Raw genomic sequence first — 17,645 nt, 5'->3', positions numbered from 1 at the left:
AAGGATGCGCCAGGTTTCCCGACTACAGCAGCAAGAAGGGATGAATGCAGTCACTCTTCCGACAGCTTTCAAGTAAAAACACAGGCCATAAAGGCCCATACCATCACAAACTGGAGATACAAAAATGGCTAAAACGACTACCACTGCTGCGGCTCTTGCACTGGCTCTGGGTACGGCTCTGAGCGTCGCCTCTCTGCCGGCCTCCGCCGAAGAGACGAAGATGGAGAAGTGCTACGGCGTTGCACTGAAAGGTCAGAACGATTGCAAGGCAGGCCCCGGCACCACCTGCGCGGGCACCGCCAAGAAGGACTACCAGGGCAATGCATTCAAAGCCGTACCGGCCGGCACCTGTACTCAGATGGAGTCGCCGACCTCTCCGACCGGTTACGGCCAGCTGGAAGAGTTCACCGAGAAGATGTAAGGCACAAGTCGCGGCGGTTCGGTTGCTATCGACAGGAGTTTCCGAAATGAAGACACATCAGCTTTCAGTGCCCGCTCGTTCGGCAACGTCGACAGAGCGAGCCGTCGCGCACCAGTCACCTGTGGGTACCCCCCCTTCAGAGAGGCTACCCCGCTCAGGTGGCATCGGGCTCAAACCCGAGCACTTCGTGGACCTTCTCGAAAGCCGTCCAGCTATCGGCTTTGTCGAGGTGCATGCCGAAAACTACATGGTGCCCGGAGGCCCCTATCATCACTATCTGAGCCGAGTTCACCAGCACTACGCGCTGTCGATCCACGGCGTCGGGTTGTCGATCGGCGGTGATGCACCGCTGGATGAGGCCCATCTTCAGCGCTTGGTGACATTGCTCGATCGTCACCAGCCCGAGCAGTTTTCCGAACACCTGGCCTGGTCGAGCCATAGCGGCCAATTTTTCAACGACCTGCTTCCGCTGCCCTACACCGAAATGCGGCTGCAGCGGGTGTGCGAGCACGTAGACCAGGTTCAACAGCGATTGAATCGACAGATTCTGCTGGAGAATCCGGCCACCTATGTCCAGTTCGCCGACTCGGCGATTCCGGAAACGGAGTTCCTGTCCGAGGTGATCGCGCGCACCGGCTGCGGACTGCTGCTGGATGTGAACAACGTCTATGTCAGCTGCATCAACCACGGGCTGAGCAGCCGGGACTATATCCGCGCCCTGCCCCACGAGCGGGTCGGCGAGATCCACCTGGCCGGTTTCAGCCGCGACCGGGACGCTGCCGGCGCGCCTCTGCTGATCGACAGTCACGGCTCCCCGGTGGCAGAAGCGGTCTGGCAACTGTATGAGTTCGCACTGGAACTGACCGGCCCTGTCGCCACGCTGATCGAGCGTGACAACAACCTGCCCGCGCTGCCGATACTGGTGGCCGAGGCGTTGCAGGCACAAGCCCTGCTTGAGCAGCAGAACTCGGCAGCGCGGACAGCGGAGGCCCGGGTATGAGTCGCATCCAGTACCCCGAAGCCCAGTTCGAGGCCGCTTTGCTGGACCCCAGCCGCCCGGTACCCGAAGGGCTGTATGCGTGGAACGGATCCGATCCGACGGCACGCTTCGATGTCTACCGCAACAACGTAATCGTTTCATTGATTGAAGCGCTGGAGAGTACCTTCAGCGTGGTCCTGAGTCTGGTCGGTGAAACCTTCTTTCGCGCCATGGCACGCGAGTACCTGCACCGGCAGATGCCTGACAACCCGGTGCTGAGCTACTTCGGCGGCGATTTCCCTGACTTCATCGATCAGTTCGAGCCCGCCGCTACGCTACCCTATCTGGCCGACACGGCTCGATTGGAGTGGTTCAGGGTCAGGGCCTATCACGCCCCGGATGCCGAGCCACTGTCGTTCGAGGCACTGCAACAGGCCCTGGCACAGCCGGAGCGGCTGCCGACGCTAGGCATCGTCCTGCACCCTTCAGCGCACCTGCTGCAGTCGCGCTACGCCGTGGTGTCGCTCTGGGCAGCCCATCAGGGTTTACTCCAGCTGTCTCAGGTCGACCCGATGCTAGCGGAACAGGCACTGATCCTGCGCCCTGAACTGGAGGTCGAGGTGATCCCCCTCGACGACGCCAGCGCCCGCTTCATCTCATCACTGCAGCAGGGGCTGGCAATGGGCAGCGCGCTGGAGAACACCCTGTCCAGCTATCCCGATTTCGATCTTAATTCTGCCCTGGTCACGCTGCTCAAGCGCCGGGCGCTGCTATCGTTTGAAGATTAAGGAGTAACCAAGATGCAGAGCTCATCCCCTAACGCCAGTCAAACAGAAGGCAGGCCGTTTGTGCACGGTATCCGTTGGGTGATATCGCTGTTCAGTCGGATTCCGGAATCTCTGCTCGCGCTACTCGGTCGCTTCTCTATTGCCGCGGTGTTCTGGAGCTCGGGACAGACCAAGATCGAGGGCTTTGCGCTCAACTTCATCGAGGGCCGTTTCGAGCTGGGTTGGCCCCATTTCGCCCCCTCGACGCTGTATCTGTTCCGTGAGGAGTATGCCCTGCCGCTGCTGCCGGTGGAGCTGGCCGCCACGCTGGCCACCATCGCCGAACACCTGTTCCCGGTGCTGCTGCTGTTCGGCCTGGCGACACGCTTTTCATCTTTGGCCCTGCTGATCATGACCCTGGTGATCCAGATCTTCGTCTACCCCGGCGCGTACCCAACCCATGGCGTTTGGGCCACAGTGCTGCTGTACCTGATGATCCGTGGACCGGGAAAAGCCTCGATCGATCATTGGCTGCGACGCCGCTTTGCCGGCTAGGCGCATCGGACCGCCCGGTAGCGCAAGGCAGATTCTGCGCTGCCATCGAATTGCCTTTCCTGCTGTAGGGAACAATACTGCAAGGAACATCGCGTATAACCAGCAGGGGATTCGAACACGATGAAGCAGCTCACCCTGATCCGTCATGCCAAATCCAGCTGGGATAATCCCGGGTTAGATGATTTCGACCGCCCACTCAATGCCCGCGGCATGCGTGACCTGCCGTTGATGGCAACCCGGGTAAAAGCGATGGGACTCATTCCTCAACGCCTGCTGTACAGCAGCGCCACCCGCACCGCCGTCACCGCCAGAACCCTGGCGCAGACGCTGGAGCTCGATGACCGGGCCTTCATCGCGATTCCGGAGATGTATGAAGCCTGTTGGGAAACCCTGCTCAACCTGCTGCAGGGCCAACCGGATCATCTCGACAGCATTATGCTGGTGGGCCACAACCCGGGCATGGCCGATCTCGGCAGCTATCTGAGCGGCCATGCGCAGTACCACTTCCCCACCTCGGCGGTACAACACCTGATGCTCAACGTGCTGAGCTGGAGCGAACTGGCGGAGAGTTGCGGCAGCACACAGATATTCGATTATCCCAAACTGCATACCTGAGCGTTTCCGATACTGCTCTGCGCGACGCCGGGCTTTTCCGATAAAATTGCCGCTTTCACTCGGACCTGCCTGAGGCGCCCGTGCATCTCTATCTGCAAACACTGCTGTTCACCGGCAACATTGTCGCCCCCATCTTCTTCATCCTGTTTCTCGGCTTTTTTCTGCTGCGCCTGCGCGTGATCAACGAGAATTTCGTCAATACCGCATCTAAGCTGGTGTTTACGCTGACACTGCCGGCACTGGTATTTCTGGCCATCGCGCGGATGGACTTCCATGCCATGTTCAACCCCGACCTGCTCGGCTATGTGATCATCGCCACGCTGATCACCTATGCCTTGATCTGGTGGCTGGGCAGCCGCTGGATCGGTCACCCCGAAGACCTGGCCGCGTTTGTTCAGGGCGCCTTTCGCAGCAACTACGGCATCATCGGCCTGGCGGTATCCTACAACCTGTTTGGCCAGTCCGGCCTGGCCCAGGCCTCGCTGCTGCTGGCGCTGATCATTCCGCTCTACAACGTGCTGGCGATCCTGTGCCTGACCCTGCCGCTGAAACGGGCCGGGGGCGTCAAGCCGGGGCGGATCGCGCTGGAGGTGGTACGCAATCCGCTGATACTGGCGGTGGTACTGGCCCTGCCGTTCTCCTACTTCAATATCGGCCTGCCCGCACTGATCGCACGTACCGGCGACTACTTTGCCGATTTGACCCTGCCCCTGGCGCTGCTGGCGATCGGCGGCTCGCTGAACCTTAAAAGCCTGCGCGACAGCTCGGGCACCGCGTTCTGGGCCACCCTGATCAAGCTGGTTCTGCTTCCCGCCCTGCTCACCCCGCTCGCCTGGCTGGCTGGATTCCGTAGCGAGGAGTTGGTCATACTGATGGTGCTGTTCGCCAGCCCCACGGCGGCGGCCAGTTTTGTCATGGCCAAGGCGATGGGCGCCAATGCAGAGCTCTCCGCCAACGTGATCCTGACCACGACGCTCGGGTCTGTGGTGACGCTCAGTTGCGCCATCTACCTGGTCAAATTGTTGGGTGTCATTTAGCCAGCAGCCCGTCAATAAGCCTGAGGAGAGATGCCATGCTGAGGATTTTTCGCGATGCACGTACCGCCAAGCTGGTCACAGCCCTGAACACGGGCGATCGCGATACGCTGGCCAAACTGGCCGGGAAGATGGATAGCGCACAACTGAGCGCCCCGCTCAGCGAGGGGCTGAACGCGGCGGAGATCACCCTTCAGGCCGGCCAGAGCGCTGCACTGACTTGGGTACTGGAGCGTACCGAGCTGGCTAATGGCCGGAGCGCAGATGGCACGCCCTACACCCTGCTTGCCCTGCGCCATGCCGATCAGAGCCTGGGACTGCTGAGCGCACTGCTGCAGGCAGGCGCCGACGCCAACGCTCGTGTCGAGGGCCGCTCACTGTTGCACTGGTGCTTCGACAACGTCAAGCCGGAACAGCTGATGCTGCATCTGAGCCGACTGGTTCAACACGGTGCCGACCTGAGCGTCGAGACTGAACTGGTTGCCGAAGCACTGCGCCGGAGCGACCAACCCTGCGTACATTTCCTGATCCATTCCGGCGCCCCGCTGCCGGAGCCGATCGAGTTGATCGACTGCAGCGACGAACTGCGCGCCTACGCCAAGCGCTGCGCCGAAGACAAGAGGATCAGGGAGATGATGCTGGGCAACCGCTGATCGGTATCGAAACGATGCGTGAGCTCAATGCTCTGCAGTGATGCCGTGCAGAGCATCCAGATCCAACCGGTGGCCAACCCTGACGCCCCGGCGTTCAAAGACTCCCTGCTTGACCTCCAGCCCATACATGGCCGGCTCAAGACTGGTCACCCGCTCCAGGCTGTAAGGCTCCATTGACGAAATCTGTTGGATGATGCCGCGACGATCGATATAGGCGATAGACAGGGCCAGCGGTGTGTCCTTCATCCAGAAAGCTCGCCGTTGCTCATCCGGAAATACGAACAGCATCGCCATCTCATCGCTCAGCTCTGTCCGCCCCATCAGCCCCCTCTGTCGCGCCTCGGGACCGGCAACAATCTCGGTACGAAAGTTGGCAGGACCCACCTGCAGCGTGCGCACCACCGCACTCTGACTGCTGCACGCCAGCAACGGTGCCGACCATGCCAGCAGCAGCACAAACCGCGACACTCTTCGCCACAGGCCCGGAACCGGGACCGGACACCGTGCAGGCGTCACAAGACCCGGAGGACACACTGGATATCGGCGCGCCGATCGAACGTTCAGCGCCGCCCCCACTCGATCGCCGGACAACGATCCATGACCACATCCAGTCCGGCCTTGCGCGCACGCTCGGCGGCCGGTTCGTTGATCACGCCCAACTGCGTCCAGACCGCTTTGGCGCCGACCGCAATCGCGTCGTCGATCACCTCGCCCGCCGCCTCGGAGTTGCGAAAGATATCGACCATATCGATCGGCACCTGGATATCGGCCAGGCGCGCCACCGCCAGCTGACCATGCAGGCTCTGCCCGGCCAGCCTGGGATTGACCGGAATGACGATATAGCCGTGACGCAGCAGAAACTCCATCACCCGGTAGCTGGCGCGGTGGGGCTTGTTGCTGGCGCCCACCAGCGCGATCAGCTTCACTTCGCGCTCAAGTTTCTCGATCAATGCCTGTTCATTTGCCATCAGCTTCACTCCCCCTTGGCGGCGCATACCGGACAGTTCGGATCGCGTCGCAGCTTCAGCATGCGCCACTCCATGCGTTTGCCATCGAGCAGCAGCAGGCGTCCGACCAGTGTCTCGCCGATACCGGCGAGCAGTTTCAGCGCTTCCGCGGCCTGGGTGGTGCCGATGATGCCGACCATGGGCGCAAACACGCCGGACTCGGAACAGCTTAGCTGTTCATCCTCGCCTTCGCGATAGAGGCACTGGTAACAGGGTGCGCCCTCGACACGGGGGTCGAAAACGCTGATCTGGCCGTCAAAACGGATCGCGGCGCCGGACACCAGCGGCGTTTTGGCAGCCACACAGGCGCGATTCAGCGCAAAGCGGGTGCTGAAGTTATCGGAGCAGTCCAGCACCAGATCCGCAGCGGCCACCTGCTCGGCCAGCGCTGCGCCCTCCAGCCGACAGGCCAGGGTATCGATGCGGATCTCGGGATTGAGCGCCAGCAGCGTCTGCCGCGCCGACTCCACCTTGGCTTCGCCGACCCGTTCCGTGGTGTGCACGATCTGCCGCTGCAGGTTGGTCAGATCCACCTCGTCGTCATCGACCAGCACCAGATGACCGACACCGGCGGAGGCAAGATAGATTGCGGCCGGGCTGCCCAGGCCGCCGAGGCCGATGATCAGTACCCGACTGTCAAGCCAGGCCTGCTGGCCGTCGATATCCACCTCCGGCAGCATGATCTGGCGGCTGTAACGCAGTAACTGCTGGTCAGATAGCACCGTCTTATCCCTCTCTTTCAGGCATTCTTGATCAGGCCTTTTCTATCAAGCCAAGCGGCCAAGCGTCACACGTTCATGTCCGCCCAGATCGCTCAGTGTTGCCACTTCAGCATAACCCAGGCCGTTCAGCAGCGCCCGTACCGGTTGGCCCTGGTCGTAACCGTGTTCGAACAGCAACCAGCCGCAGGGCTTCAGATAGGCGCGCGCCTGCTCGGCGATCTGACGGATATCCGCCAGTCCGGATGCGGCGGCCACCAGTGCCGAGCGCGGCTCGAAGCGCACGTCGCCCTGCGCCAGGTGCGGGTCGGTCTCATCGATATAGGGCGGATTGGACAGGATCATGTCGAACCGACCGCTGAGCGGCTCGCACCAGCTGCCGGTCAGTACATCCACATTGTGCAGGCCCAGGCGGTCACGGTTGCGTTCGGCCAGGGCCGCGGCCGCCGCGATACGGTCGGTGGCGACCACCTGCCAGTGCGGGCGTTCGCTGGCCAGCGCCAGCGCAATGGCGCCGGTGCCGGTGCCGAGATCGGCGACCCGATAGGGACCGTCGGACAGGCGCGCCAATGCAGCTTCGACCAGGGTTTCGGTATCCGGGCGCGGGATCAGCGTATCGGGGGTGACCTCGAGGCTCAGGGTCCAGAACTCACGCAACCCGGTCAGGTGAGCCACCGGCTCCCCGGCGATCCGGCGTTCGAGCAGGGCAAGGTATTGCGCCTGCTGATCAGGGTCGAGTTCACGCTCAGGCCAGGTAAACAGGTAGCTGCGCGTCTTCTCCAGCACATGACAAAGCAGCAGTTCGGCATCCAGTCGTGCCGAGTCGCTGTCGATCCGTTGCGCACCCAGCGCCAATGCGGCCTGGATATTGAGTGCTGTATCAGCCGACATCGGACAGAGCGCCGAGCTGTTCGGCCTGATACTCGTGCAGCAGCGGCTCGATCACCGCGTCCAGGTCGCCCTGCATCACCTCGTTCAGCTTATACAGGGTCAGGTTGATGCGGTGATCGGTGACCCGGCCCTGGGGGAAGTTGTAGGTGCGGATGCGCTCGGAACGGTCGCCGGAACCAACCAGGCTCTTGCGGGTGCTGGCCTGCTGCGCCTGCTGGCGGTCGGTTTCCGCCTGCTGCAGACGAGAGGCCAGCAGCGTCATCGCCTTGGCGCGGTTCTTGTGTTGGGAGCGCTCCTCTTGGCACTCGACCACGACCCCGGTGGGGATATGGGTGATACGGATCGCCGAGTCGGTCTTGTTGATATGCTGACCACCGGCGCCGGAGGCGCGGAAAGTGTCGATACGCAGGTCGGCCTTGTTGATCTCGATCGCCGCGGACTCGTCCAGTTCCGGCATCACCGCCACGGTGCAGGCCGAGGTGTGGATGCGGCCCTGGGATTCGGTCTCCGGCACCCGCTGTACGCGGTGGGCGCCGGACTCGAACTTCAGCCGCGAATAGACCGCCTCGCCCGCCACGCGGGTGATGATCTCCTTGTAGCCGCCATGCTCGCCCTCGTTGGCGCTGATCACCTCGACCCGCCAGCCACGCGCCTCGGCGTAACGGGAGTACATGCGGAACAGGTCGCCGGAGAAGATCGCCGCCTCGTCGCCGCCGGTACCGGCACGGATCTCGAGGAACACGTTGCGACCGTCGTTGGGATCCTTCGGCAGCAGCAGGATCTGCAGCTCCCCCTCCAGCGTCTCGATGCGCTCCTTGGCGGAGTCGATCTCCTCCCGCGCCATCTCGCGCAGCTCAGGATCGGAGTCCTCCAGCATCAGCCTGGCTTCGGCCAGATCCTCCTGCGCCTGGCGCCAGTCGCCAAACGTCTTTACCACCGGCTCCAGTTCGGCGTACTCGCGCGAGTAGTCGCGGAAGCGGCTCTGGTCGGAGATCACTTCGGGTTCGCTGAGCAGCGCGGACAGCTCCTCATAGCGGTCACTCAGCTTCTCGAGCTTGGTCTGAATCGAGTCTTTCATGGCACTGCCTGTCAGTTGGAGCGTTCGGCGGGGGTAGAGAGTTGATAGAGCTCATGCACCAGCGTCGCCAGATCGGTACGGCCGTCGGCCGACGCCTTGCGCAGTTGGACCGTGGGCTGGTGCAGCATCTTGTTGGTAATACCACGGGCAAGCTGGCGCAGCACCTGCTCCGCGTCGCGCCCCTGGGCCAGCAGGCGCAGTGCCTTGTCCAGTTCGGCATCGCAGATCGCCTGCCCCTGCTCGCGCAGCGCGGTCAGCGTATCCACCGCTTCCAGCTCGCGCAGCTGGCCGAGGAAGGCGTGAGCACCCGCTTCGATAATCGCCTCGGCATCGGCGGCGGCGGACTCGCGGGAGCGCTGGTTCTCCTCGATCACCTCGGTCAGGTCATCGACGGTATACAGGTAGACGTCGTCGAGTTCGGCCACCTGGGGTTCGATATCGCGCGGCACGGCGATATCGACCATGAACATGGGTCGGTGCTTGCGCTTCTTCAGCGCCGTCTCCACCGCACCCTTGCCGAGGATCGGCAGCTGGCTGGCGGTAGAGGAGATCAGGATATCGGCCTTGGGCAGTCGCGCCGGCATCGCCGCCAGCTCGATCGCCTCGCCACCGACCTCATCGGCCAGCGCCTGGGCACGCGCCAGGGTGCGGTTGGCCACGGTGATCGAGCGTACGCCCGCCTGCTTCAGGTGCCGAGCGACCAGTTCGATGGTCTCGCCGGCGCCGATCAGCAGGGCATGGCTCTCGCCCAGATCGGCAAATATGTGCTGTGCCAGACTTACGGCGGCATAGGCCACGGAGACCGGGTTCTGGCCGATGGCGGTTTCGGTGCGTACCTGTTTGGCGATGGAGAAGGTGTGGCGGAACAGCCGCCCCAGTTCGGCACCGATCATGCCCGCATCCTGGGACAGACTGAACGCGCTCTTGAGCTGCCCCAGAATCTGCGGCTCGCCCAGTACCAGCGAGTCCAGGCCGCAGGCAACGCGCATCATATGGCGCACCGCCTCTTCATCGCGATAGATGTAGCAGCACTTGGCCAGCTCGGCCGGATCCAGGCCATGGTAGCGGCCGATCCACTCCAGTACCTGCTGGGTATCGGTCAGTTCGGTGGCGCAGTAAAGTTCGGTGCGGTTGCAGGTGGAGAGGATCGCGACCTCCTGCAGACGCGCCTGCTCACGGGCATCGGACATCGCCTCACCGATCCGCTCGGGGGCGAACGCCACCCGCTCGCGCACCTCGACCGACGCGGTCTTATGATTGATCCCCAATGCCAGCAACGCCATAGATTACGCTTCGCACTACCCAGATGAGACAAGCGCGACATCATACACCTTTACGCTCTCTGGATTAAGAAGCTGTGCATCCAAGGCTTGCCGCGGATCAACCTGTCCGTGCAGCGGCGCTGCGGGCGTGGCGATGACAAACCCGGCACGCTTCATCTATAGTGGCTTTTTGTCTCCAGGATAAGAGCAAAGATGAGAACACCCGGGCTTGCCCTCCTGTTCGGCGCCCTGCTGCTAAGCGGTTGTGCCGGTCAGGCCACCCAAGGACCAGATTCAGCGCCCCAGTCCGCGCCCACGACGACGTCAGACGCGCCGGTGCAGTACCAACCGGGCGAACTCAATGAAGAATCGGTATTCGAGCTGCTGGCAGCGGAGATCGCCGGCCAGCGCCGGCAGTTCGACCAGGCACTGGACTACTACCTGCACCAGGCCCTAATGAACCAGGATCCCGCCATCGCCGAGCGTGCAACCCGCATCGCCCAGTTCCTGCGCAACAGCCAGGCGGTGTTGCAAGCCGCCGGGATCTGGGCTGAACTCCAGCCCGACAACCCCGAGCCCAAGCATATCCTGGCCAATATCCTGATCAGCGAACAGCGCTACGACGAGGCGTTGCCGATACTGGAGCAGATTCTCGACGACGGCAGCGCCGAAGCGGTACTGATGGTCGGCGGCCACAGCCAGCAGATGCCGGTGGAGACGGCACGCCTGTACGAAAGCCTGCTGGCCAGATACGCCGAGCAGGATCCGGAGCGGCTGGAGCTCCTGCTCACCCGCGCCCTGCTCAAGCGGCGGATGGGCGACGATCAGGGCGCACTGAGCCTGATCGACCTGGGGCTTGCAGTGGAACCCGGGCAGACCGACCTGCTGCAACAGAAGATCGAGATACTGCGTGCCCGGGGCGATGCCGATCAGGCGCTGCGTCTGGTGGTCCAGGCGCTCAAAGCCAACCCCGATGCCAAACCGCTGAAGATTCAGTACGTCCAACTTCAGATCGAATCCTCTCCCCAACGTGCACTGAAGGCGATGCTGGAACTGGCCAGTGCCTACCCCGAGGATGACCAGCTGCACTACTACTTCGCCCTGCTGGCGCTTGACCACAAGCAGTATGACGCCAGTCGGCAACTACTGAATACGCTGCTGCTGAGAAACCCGAACAACTCCAACCTGCATTTCTACCTCGGAATCGTCGAAGAGGACGCCGGGGAGCCGGAAGTCGCGCTGTCGCACTACCTCAGAGTCACCGAAGGCCCTAACCTGCAGCAGGCCTACAACAGAGCCCTCAGCCTGCTGCCCCGCCCGGAGCAGGAGGCAGAGGTGCGCAAGATCATCGACCGGGGGATCGCCGCCCACCCGGAACTGCGCATCGAACTGACCCTGATGCTGGCTGACTGGCTGCATGGCCAGGACCAGCTGGATGCCGCGCTGGGTTTGATCGAGGACGCCCTGGCCAAACATCCGGACAACGTGGGCCTGCTCTACAGCCACGCGCTGATGATCGAGCCGCGGGATCCACAACGCATGCTCAGCGATCTGGAAGCGGCAATCCGGCTGGAGCCGGACAACGGCATGATACTCAACGCGCTGGGCTACTCACTGACCCTGTACAGCGACGACTACGACCGTGCCCACGCGCTGATCTCCCAGGCACTGGAGCAGCACCCGGACGATGCCGCCGTGCTCGACTCCATGGGTTGGGTACTGTACAAGCTTGGTCGACTGCCGGAAGCGCTTAACTTCCTGCGCCGCGCCCACGACACATTCGCCGATCCCGAGGTCGCCAGCCACCTGATCGAGGTTCTCTGGGCCAGCGGCGAAACCGAGGAAGCACTGAAACTGCTGCGCAGCAGTCTGGAGAGCAACCCGGATGACGAGCGCCTGCATGCCGTCGCCGAAAAGCTCGGAGCAGATCGCTGATGCGCTGGCTCCTGCTCGCGACGGCCCTCTTGCTTAGCGCCTGCAGCACCCTGCAACCCCCACCTCCCGCCATCGATGGTCAGTTGCAGGGCAGCCTGGGGCCGAACTGGTTGTTCGAAGGCAAGGCCGGTATTCGTCAGGGAGCCCACGCCGACAGCGCCAGCATCGACTGGCGACAGCAGGGCGAGCAGTTCGAGATCCGCCTTAGCGGCCCACTCGGCCAGGGTGGCATGCAGATCGAGGGCGGCCCCGATGGCGTCAACATGCAGGTTTCCGGCGAAGCGGAGACCTACCGGGCAGCAACGCCTGAAGGGGTGATGCAACAAGCCCTGGGTTGGCACCTGCCGGTCAGCCAGGCGCGCTTCTGGGTGCAGGGACGACCCGATCCGGACTACCCGTTCAGCCCGCTGACCGGGACCGATGGATTCGAGCAGCTGGGTTGGCGTATCGAGATCCAGCGCCTGACCCAGATCAGCGACCTGCTGGTGCTACCGGCCCGCCTTGAGTTCAGCTACGACGACCTGCGTATCCGCCTGGTGATCCGGGACTGGCAGCGTACGGATTAATTGCTTAAAGCTCGCCTCACAGCCGTCCTCTAGATCTCATTCGAAATCTTCGTTGCACCCACACCATGCCAGTTGCATGTCGTCATTCTATTGACACAATATATCCATTAACGCTATATGTCTCTTTTTGGAGACACTTAACAGCGATATCGCCAAGACTACCGCCCAACAGGAACCGGGCATGGCATGTCCGGGATACAAGGAAGAAGACGATCCAAAATGATGCAGCAAGCGGATTGTAGCCTCGCTGAGTGCAAGGAACGGCGGCAAGCACCAGATAGCGATTGGACAGTTGATACCTCCCATCTGCTGTGGGCGCTGGGCAGCCTCTGTGCGCTCAACCGCCTCCCCTTCGATGCCGAACTGCTGCTCCGACAGTTCCCGCCGCCATATGGCGCCGATACCCTGATCAAGGCTGCGCGTGCGCTGGGGCTGAAGATCAAGAGAGTCGACTGCAGTGCAGCGAAACTGGCCGAGATGCCGACACCCTGTCTGGCAATGGTGGCGCCACCCTCTCGCTCCTGCCCGGATGACGAGCAGGAGAGCGAAGAGAGCGGTTTCACGGCATTCCCCGCGCTGATCGCCGGCCAATCGGACAACTCTCTTCGATATTTCGAAGCCGGCGCGCAGACACCTGTCGAAAAATCGCTAAATGAGTTCTCCGAATCCTTCCTGGGTATCGTATTCCTGATAACGCCGGAGCGTCCCGCCCTTGCCGATCCGGACCAGACTCAGGAGCAGAGCGGATTCGGCTTTCGCTGGTTCCTGCCAGCCCTGCTCAAGCACAAGAAAACCTGGCATGAAGTGCTGCTGGCTTCGCTCGTCATCCAATTACTGGCGCTGGGTACGCCACTATTCACGCAAGCCATCATCGACAAGGTTGTCGTGCATCGCACCGAGAGCACGCTCATCGTCATCGCCATCGGCTTGGCTGTGTTCATGGTGTTTTCAGCACTGCTTACCTGGGTTCGTCAGTATCTGGTTCTGCATACCGGTAATCGAGTCGATGCCGTGCTCGCCTCGGAGGTGTTCGACCATCTGTTCAAGCTGCCGCCACGTTACTTCGAGCACCGTCCCACCGGGGTAATTTCCGCCCGTCTGCACGGGGTTGAGACGATCCGGGAGTTCATTGCCAGCGCGGCGGTAACGCTGGTACTCGACCTGCCGTTCCTGTTGATATTCGTCGGCATCATGTTCTGGTACAGCGCAAAACTGACGTTTATCGTACTGGCGATCATGGCCTGTATCGCTCTACTCAGTCTGGTAGTGGCGCCGATATTTCAGGCGCAGCTCAACCAGCAGTTCCTGCTCGGTGCGCGCAACCAGGCATTCCTGACCGAGTACATCTCCGGTATCGAAACCGTCAAAAGCCTGCAGATGGAACCCCAGTTGAAGCAGCGCTTCTCCGACTATCTGGCCGAGTATCTGCACGCCACCTTCAAGACACGACAGCTATCCAACACCTACAACACGGTATCCGGCTCGCTCGAACAGCTGATGAACCTGCTGATACTTGTAGTTGGCGCCTATACGGTCATGACCGGCACCGAGTTCAGCATCGGCATGCTGGTGGCGTTTCAGATGTTCGCCGGCAAGCTCTCCCAGCCGATGATGCGCCTGGTCGGTCTTTGGCAGCAGTTCCAGCAGGCAAGCCTCAGCGTGAAACGGCTGGGGGATGTCATGAACGCGCCGGTAGAGCCCTACTCGGTGCAGCCTTCACGAATGAAACAGGGCAAAGGGTTGATCGAGATCGAAGGCCTGGCGTTTCGCCACAACCCGCAATTTCCCCTCCTGTATACGGATTTCAACCTGAAGGTGAAGCCGGGCCAGACGCTGGCGATCATGGGTCCGTCGGGCAGCGGCAAAAGCACCTTTGCCAAGCTGCTGCAGGGGTTCTACTCCCCAACCGACGGTCGAATCCGCATCGACGGCATCGATATCCAGAACCTCTCTGCCAACGAGCTGCGCAACAATTTCGGCGTCGTACCCCAGGAAACAGTGCTTTTTTCCGGCACCCTCTACGACAACCTGCTGGCCGCCAACCCCCATGCCACCTTCGAGCAGATCGTCCACGCCTGCAAACTGGCCGAGATTCACGACATGATCGAGCAACTGCCCAACGGCTACCAGACCGAGATCGGCGAACGCGGCAGCGGGCTGTCCGGCGGCCAGCGCCAGCGGCTGGCCATCGCCCGGGCGCTGATGAAGCGCCCCAAGATTCTCATCTTCGACGAGGCCACCAGCGCCCTCGACCCAGAGACAGCCGAGCACTTTGCCGCCACCGTCAACCAGCTGCACGGCAAGGTCACCATGCTCTTTATCACCCATGCCTTGCCGAAAAGCCTGCGTGTCGACAACGTCATACGCATCGGAGACAGGGCCGAGAGTGCTGCCCCCAAAGCCACAGGAGGAGAGGTATGAAAATACGTTTTGCCACCCCGGACGATGTGGCCCCATTCGTCGAGATGTGCCGCGTCTTCCACGCCATGACCCGTTTTGCGGCCTACGACTACAACCCGGAGCGGGTAGCGCACAACCTCAAGGCGGTGATCGATATCGGCCAGAACGGCAAGGGCAGCCACTGCTTCTTCGTCGCCGAAGACAGCCAGGGCCAGCCGGTGGGCGGCCTGATCGGCTGCATCGAGCGCCACTTTTTCTCCGACCAGCCGGTCGCCAGCATCATCCACTACGACGTACTGCCGGAAAGACGCATGGGCGGCGCCGGACTCCGGCTACTGACCGCTTTCCGCAAGTGGGCGGAAAACCGCGGCGCATTCGAGATCTCGGCAGGCGTGAACAGTGGCGCCGAGATCCAGAAAATGGACCGTTTCCTGCGCAAGCTCGGGTTTCGCCAGACGGGGGGTAATTACAGTTTGATGCTTGGTCCGGTCACACCGCGATAGCGGCCTACTAATTAAATGGAGCAACACTGGACATGAAAAAACCTCTATCACTTTGCGCTCTTATCGCGGCATTTCTTCTGTTTGCAGGCTGCGAGAGTATCCAATTAACGGAACCTGTGAGCACCTCGTTTTCGGCGCTGCCTCCGGACAAGGCACAGGTTCGTATCGGGAAATTCGGTATTCTCATCAATCAGACAGATGGCGCAAAAGCATTCCACTTCCTGCTTGGCGCACCGCAATATCCCGTCGGCGCTTCAATCTACGATGTAACCGGCGATATCCGCTATCTCGGCAACCTGGCGTTCGACAATCCCGATGCTTGGGTCAACAGCTTCAAAAACATCAGCGGCGCCCCCTGGATAGAGTTCCAGGCATCTCCCGGTCGCACGACTCTGATGCTGGTGGAAGCACCAGCGGCCAACACCATTGCGACCCTGTCGGACGGTTTCGTGAGACTGGTCGATTTTATCGAGTTCGATACATTGCCTGGCCAAATCAGACAAATCGTGCTGACACGCCACGGCATCATGCTGAAACCGCAATTCAATGAAATAGCGATATCCGGACCCGACAGGGTGTTTTGCGAAGGGCTGGCAGGTAGTGAACGCGGATCCTATACCGACAGGAAAACTCGAAAAACAAAAATAGAGACTTACATGCAGAGCATGGATATCGACTCCTATAGGTGGGATTTCCGTCGCTTCTGCGAGCTACTTTCAGAACCCAAGCAACTTGTGACCCCATCCCAAGCGGCACTGCAACAGTTTTCCGAGATAAAAGACGAAATCGCCGCTATTCGCGATAAACATTACCCGATCTGGAAAGAGAAGAAGGATCACCCCAAGCCATATGACCTGATGAAAAGCTATGAACCCAAGCCTAAGGAAAGAAGAACAGAGTCATGGCAGTGAATGGACACATCTCGACAATCAATCCAGGAACAGTCAGTACCCGCGGGTATCTGCTGACAACCGCATCCACCTGGCCTCAGAAGATGATCAACGTCTGCAAGGGAGAGTAGAACCATGAAACCCACCGTCAGATGGAGAGCATCATGAAAAAGCCCCCGTTATCCATCTATGCGCTTATAGCGGCATGCCTTCTTCCCGCGGGCTGCGAAAGCACCCAGTTGACGGAGGCGGTGAGCACCGATGTTTCCGCGCCGGAACAGGTGCAGGTTGGTAACGCACCTGTCGATACGCATCCAATACAGGACGGCGCCCTCAAGTTTACAGGCCCCTTCCCCGACCATGACTACCCCTTTCCGGTCAAGGACAGCGGAGTGGAGGTGCGTATCGACGGCGATACCGCCGTGGAGTGGCTCGACGAGGAGCGGGTGATCTTCTCGGCGCTGGCGCCGGGAGAGCCGCGCATGCAGGGGACGTTCGGTGCCAGGAAGCAGTCTCCGGGGCGTGTCGTGGTATGGAATACCCTAACTGAAAAAGTCACCGACCTCGGAGAAGGTCAGTTGTGGTGTTCGCATAGTGGAGCGTTCACCATTTGGTACAAGGGCAAAGACTCCATGTCATGGCTTAAAAAGGGCTCACTCAACAACTTTCACGTAACAAGGGGTTGGAGAGAGGGCGACCCGATCAAGCACCAAGATATGCATACCTGCCAGATTTACGATGGTCCACCAAAGACAGTAGCCCCGGCCGATCATGTGGTTTTCGAACTTCGTGAACAGGACGGCTTCCTCGATACAGGCTCACGCAAGCAGGCACTTATGGATCGCAAGGATCCCGTGGTGCTGATCCGGCCGGACGGTGCGCGCAAGGATCTGCCGCTGCTGCCTATCGAAATGGATGGGGTGTGGTGGGAGGAGTGGGCCGGCGTTTACATACTGGATCAGTTTACAGCCAACGGACTCCATATCCCCCCTAAACCTGACCGGGTACCCCTGCTGCATCCCGATGGCACGCTGCAATGGATACCGATTCCAGCACGCTATTCGCGCCGCAACGAAGCAGCCACTATAGCGCTAACCCGTCGCGGTCTGCTGGTAGGCAGTACGCGCGCTGCCATCGAACATAACCCAGGCGAAAGCGGGCTCTATCTGATACGTGGCGATAACTGGGTACGTCTCGCCGACTGGTACATAGGCAACACCGAAACACTTTTCAAAGGGCTCCGCAATCGAGGCATCGCCATCTCGCCATCCGGTTGCAAGGTAGCCTTCAAACACGGCAAGGGCGTACTGACCAAATACCGCTCGCCCTACACCATCCAAATGATCGACGTCTGCAAGGGAAAGTAGAGC

Annotated in this window: 19 protein-coding genes; 13 read left to right on the top strand and 6 right to left on the bottom strand. The window is 61.1% G+C overall.

Features of this window, described 5'->3' with window-relative positions; translation table 11 throughout:
- The first annotated feature begins 124 nt into the window (after window positions 1-124).
- From KQ940_RS01910 to KQ940_RS01880, 7 genes are all read left to right on the top strand, one after another.
- Window positions 125-421, top strand: a complete 297-nt coding sequence (locus KQ940_RS01910; RefSeq protein WP_217411122.1) for a BufA1 family periplasmic bufferin-type metallophore — start codon at window positions 125-127, stop codon at window positions 419-421.
- A gap of 46 nt (window positions 422-467) precedes the next feature.
- Entirely contained in the window at window positions 468-1,421 is a 954-nt protein-coding gene (gene bufB / locus KQ940_RS01905) for an MNIO family bufferin maturase (protein WP_217411120.1), read from the top strand.
- Complete coding sequence (locus tag KQ940_RS01900; protein WP_217411118.1) at window positions 1,418-2,188, top strand: HvfC/BufC N-terminal domain-containing protein; 771 nt, start codon at window positions 1,418-1,420, stop codon at window positions 2,186-2,188. Before bufB ends, KQ940_RS01900 begins: the two co-directional genes overlap by 4 nt.
- A 12-nt stretch (window positions 2,189-2,200) precedes the next feature.
- The gene (locus tag KQ940_RS01895; RefSeq protein ID WP_217411116.1) at window positions 2,201-2,722 is read left to right on the top strand and encodes a DoxX family protein; all 522 of its coding nucleotides are present in this window, start codon (window positions 2,201-2,203) and stop codon (window positions 2,720-2,722) included.
- A gap of 120 nt (window positions 2,723-2,842) precedes the next feature.
- Window positions 2,843-3,337 (top strand): SixA phosphatase family protein, encoded by a 495-nt coding sequence (locus tag KQ940_RS01890; RefSeq protein ID WP_217411114.1) that lies wholly within the window; start codon window positions 2,843-2,845, stop codon window positions 3,335-3,337.
- A gap of 80 nt (window positions 3,338-3,417) precedes the next feature.
- A complete protein-coding gene (locus tag KQ940_RS01885; protein WP_217411112.1) occupies window positions 3,418-4,374 on the top strand; it encodes an AEC family transporter in 957 nt (318 codons plus the stop codon).
- 35 nt (window positions 4,375-4,409) lie between these two features.
- Window positions 4,410-5,024: a hypothetical protein gene (locus KQ940_RS01880; RefSeq protein WP_217411110.1), complete on the top strand. Its 615-nt coding sequence runs from the start codon at window positions 4,410-4,412 to the stop codon at window positions 5,022-5,024.
- A 24-nt stretch (window positions 5,025-5,048) separates the two neighbouring features.
- Here the strand turns inward: KQ940_RS01880 and KQ940_RS01875 are convergent, their stop codons facing one another.
- The 6 genes from KQ940_RS01875 to hemA all read right to left on the bottom strand — a co-directional run bounded on the left by KQ940_RS01875 (window position 5,049) and on the right by hemA (window position 10,002).
- A complete protein-coding gene (locus KQ940_RS01875; RefSeq protein ID WP_217411108.1) occupies window positions 5,049-5,492 on the bottom strand; it encodes a DUF192 domain-containing protein in 444 nt (147 codons plus the stop codon).
- A 92-nt stretch (window positions 5,493-5,584) separates the two neighbouring features.
- A complete protein-coding gene (locus KQ940_RS01870) occupies window positions 5,585-5,992 on the bottom strand; it encodes a CoA-binding protein (protein WP_217411106.1) in 408 nt (135 codons plus the stop codon).
- Window positions 5,993-5,997: 5 nt separating this feature from the next.
- Window positions 5,998-6,753: a molybdopterin-synthase adenylyltransferase MoeB gene (locus KQ940_RS01865; RefSeq protein ID WP_217411104.1), complete on the bottom strand. Its 756-nt coding sequence runs from the start codon at window positions 6,751-6,753 to the stop codon at window positions 5,998-6,000.
- A 45-nt stretch (window positions 6,754-6,798) separates the two neighbouring features.
- A complete protein-coding gene (gene prmC / locus KQ940_RS01860) occupies window positions 6,799-7,641 on the bottom strand; it encodes a peptide chain release factor N(5)-glutamine methyltransferase (RefSeq protein WP_217411102.1) in 843 nt (280 codons plus the stop codon).
- On the bottom strand, window positions 7,631-8,719 hold the full coding sequence (prfA, locus tag KQ940_RS01855) for a peptide chain release factor 1 (RefSeq protein WP_217411100.1): 1,089 nt from the start codon (window positions 8,717-8,719) through the stop codon (window positions 7,631-7,633). Before prfA ends, prmC begins: the two co-directional genes overlap by 11 nt.
- Window positions 8,720-8,730: 11 nt before the next feature.
- On the bottom strand, window positions 8,731-10,002 hold the full coding sequence (hemA, locus tag KQ940_RS01850) for a glutamyl-tRNA reductase (RefSeq protein ID WP_217411098.1): 1,272 nt from the start codon (window positions 10,000-10,002) through the stop codon (window positions 8,731-8,733).
- A gap of 192 nt (window positions 10,003-10,194) precedes the next feature.
- On the opposite strand from hemA, the gene KQ940_RS01845 reads away from it, so the two are divergent.
- The 6 genes from KQ940_RS01845 (at window position 10,195) to KQ940_RS01820 (ending at window position 17,642) form a co-directional block, all read left to right on the top strand.
- The gene (locus KQ940_RS01845) at window positions 10,195-11,916 is read left to right on the top strand and encodes a tetratricopeptide repeat protein (RefSeq protein WP_217411096.1); all 1,722 of its coding nucleotides are present in this window, start codon (window positions 10,195-10,197) and stop codon (window positions 11,914-11,916) included.
- Window positions 11,916-12,482 carry a lipoprotein insertase outer membrane protein LolB gene (gene lolB, locus KQ940_RS01840; RefSeq protein ID WP_217411094.1) on the top strand — a complete coding sequence of 189 codons (567 nt, stop codon included), beginning with the start codon at window positions 11,916-11,918 and terminating at the stop codon, window positions 12,480-12,482. The genes KQ940_RS01845 and lolB overlap by 1 nt, the downstream gene beginning before the upstream one ends.
- A gap of 222 nt (window positions 12,483-12,704) precedes the next feature.
- Window positions 12,705-14,903 (top strand): peptidase domain-containing ABC transporter, encoded by a 2,199-nt coding sequence (locus KQ940_RS01835; RefSeq protein ID WP_217411092.1) that lies wholly within the window; start codon window positions 12,705-12,707, stop codon window positions 14,901-14,903.
- On the top strand, window positions 14,900-15,385 hold the full coding sequence (locus KQ940_RS01830) for a GNAT family N-acetyltransferase (protein WP_217411090.1): 486 nt from the start codon (window positions 14,900-14,902) through the stop codon (window positions 15,383-15,385). Before KQ940_RS01835 ends, KQ940_RS01830 begins: the two co-directional genes overlap by 4 nt.
- A gap of 32 nt (window positions 15,386-15,417) precedes the next feature.
- Window positions 15,418-16,296, top strand: a complete 879-nt coding sequence (locus KQ940_RS01825) for a hypothetical protein (protein ID WP_217411088.1) — start codon at window positions 15,418-15,420, stop codon at window positions 16,294-16,296.
- Window positions 16,297-16,439: 143 nt separating this feature from the next.
- Window positions 16,440-17,642 carry a hypothetical protein gene (locus tag KQ940_RS01820; protein ID WP_217411086.1) on the top strand — a complete coding sequence of 401 codons (1,203 nt, stop codon included), beginning with the start codon at window positions 16,440-16,442 and terminating at the stop codon, window positions 17,640-17,642.
- The last annotated feature ends 3 nt before the right edge of the window (window positions 17,643-17,645 follow it).

Origin of the sequence: Marinobacterium ramblicola (assembly GCF_019084545.1) — a bacterium.
In the GTDB taxonomy this organism is placed as follows: Bacteria; Pseudomonadota; Gammaproteobacteria; order Pseudomonadales; family Balneatricaceae; genus Marinobacterium_D; species Marinobacterium_D ramblicola.
This window is presented reverse-complemented; position numbering and strand designations above follow the sequence as displayed.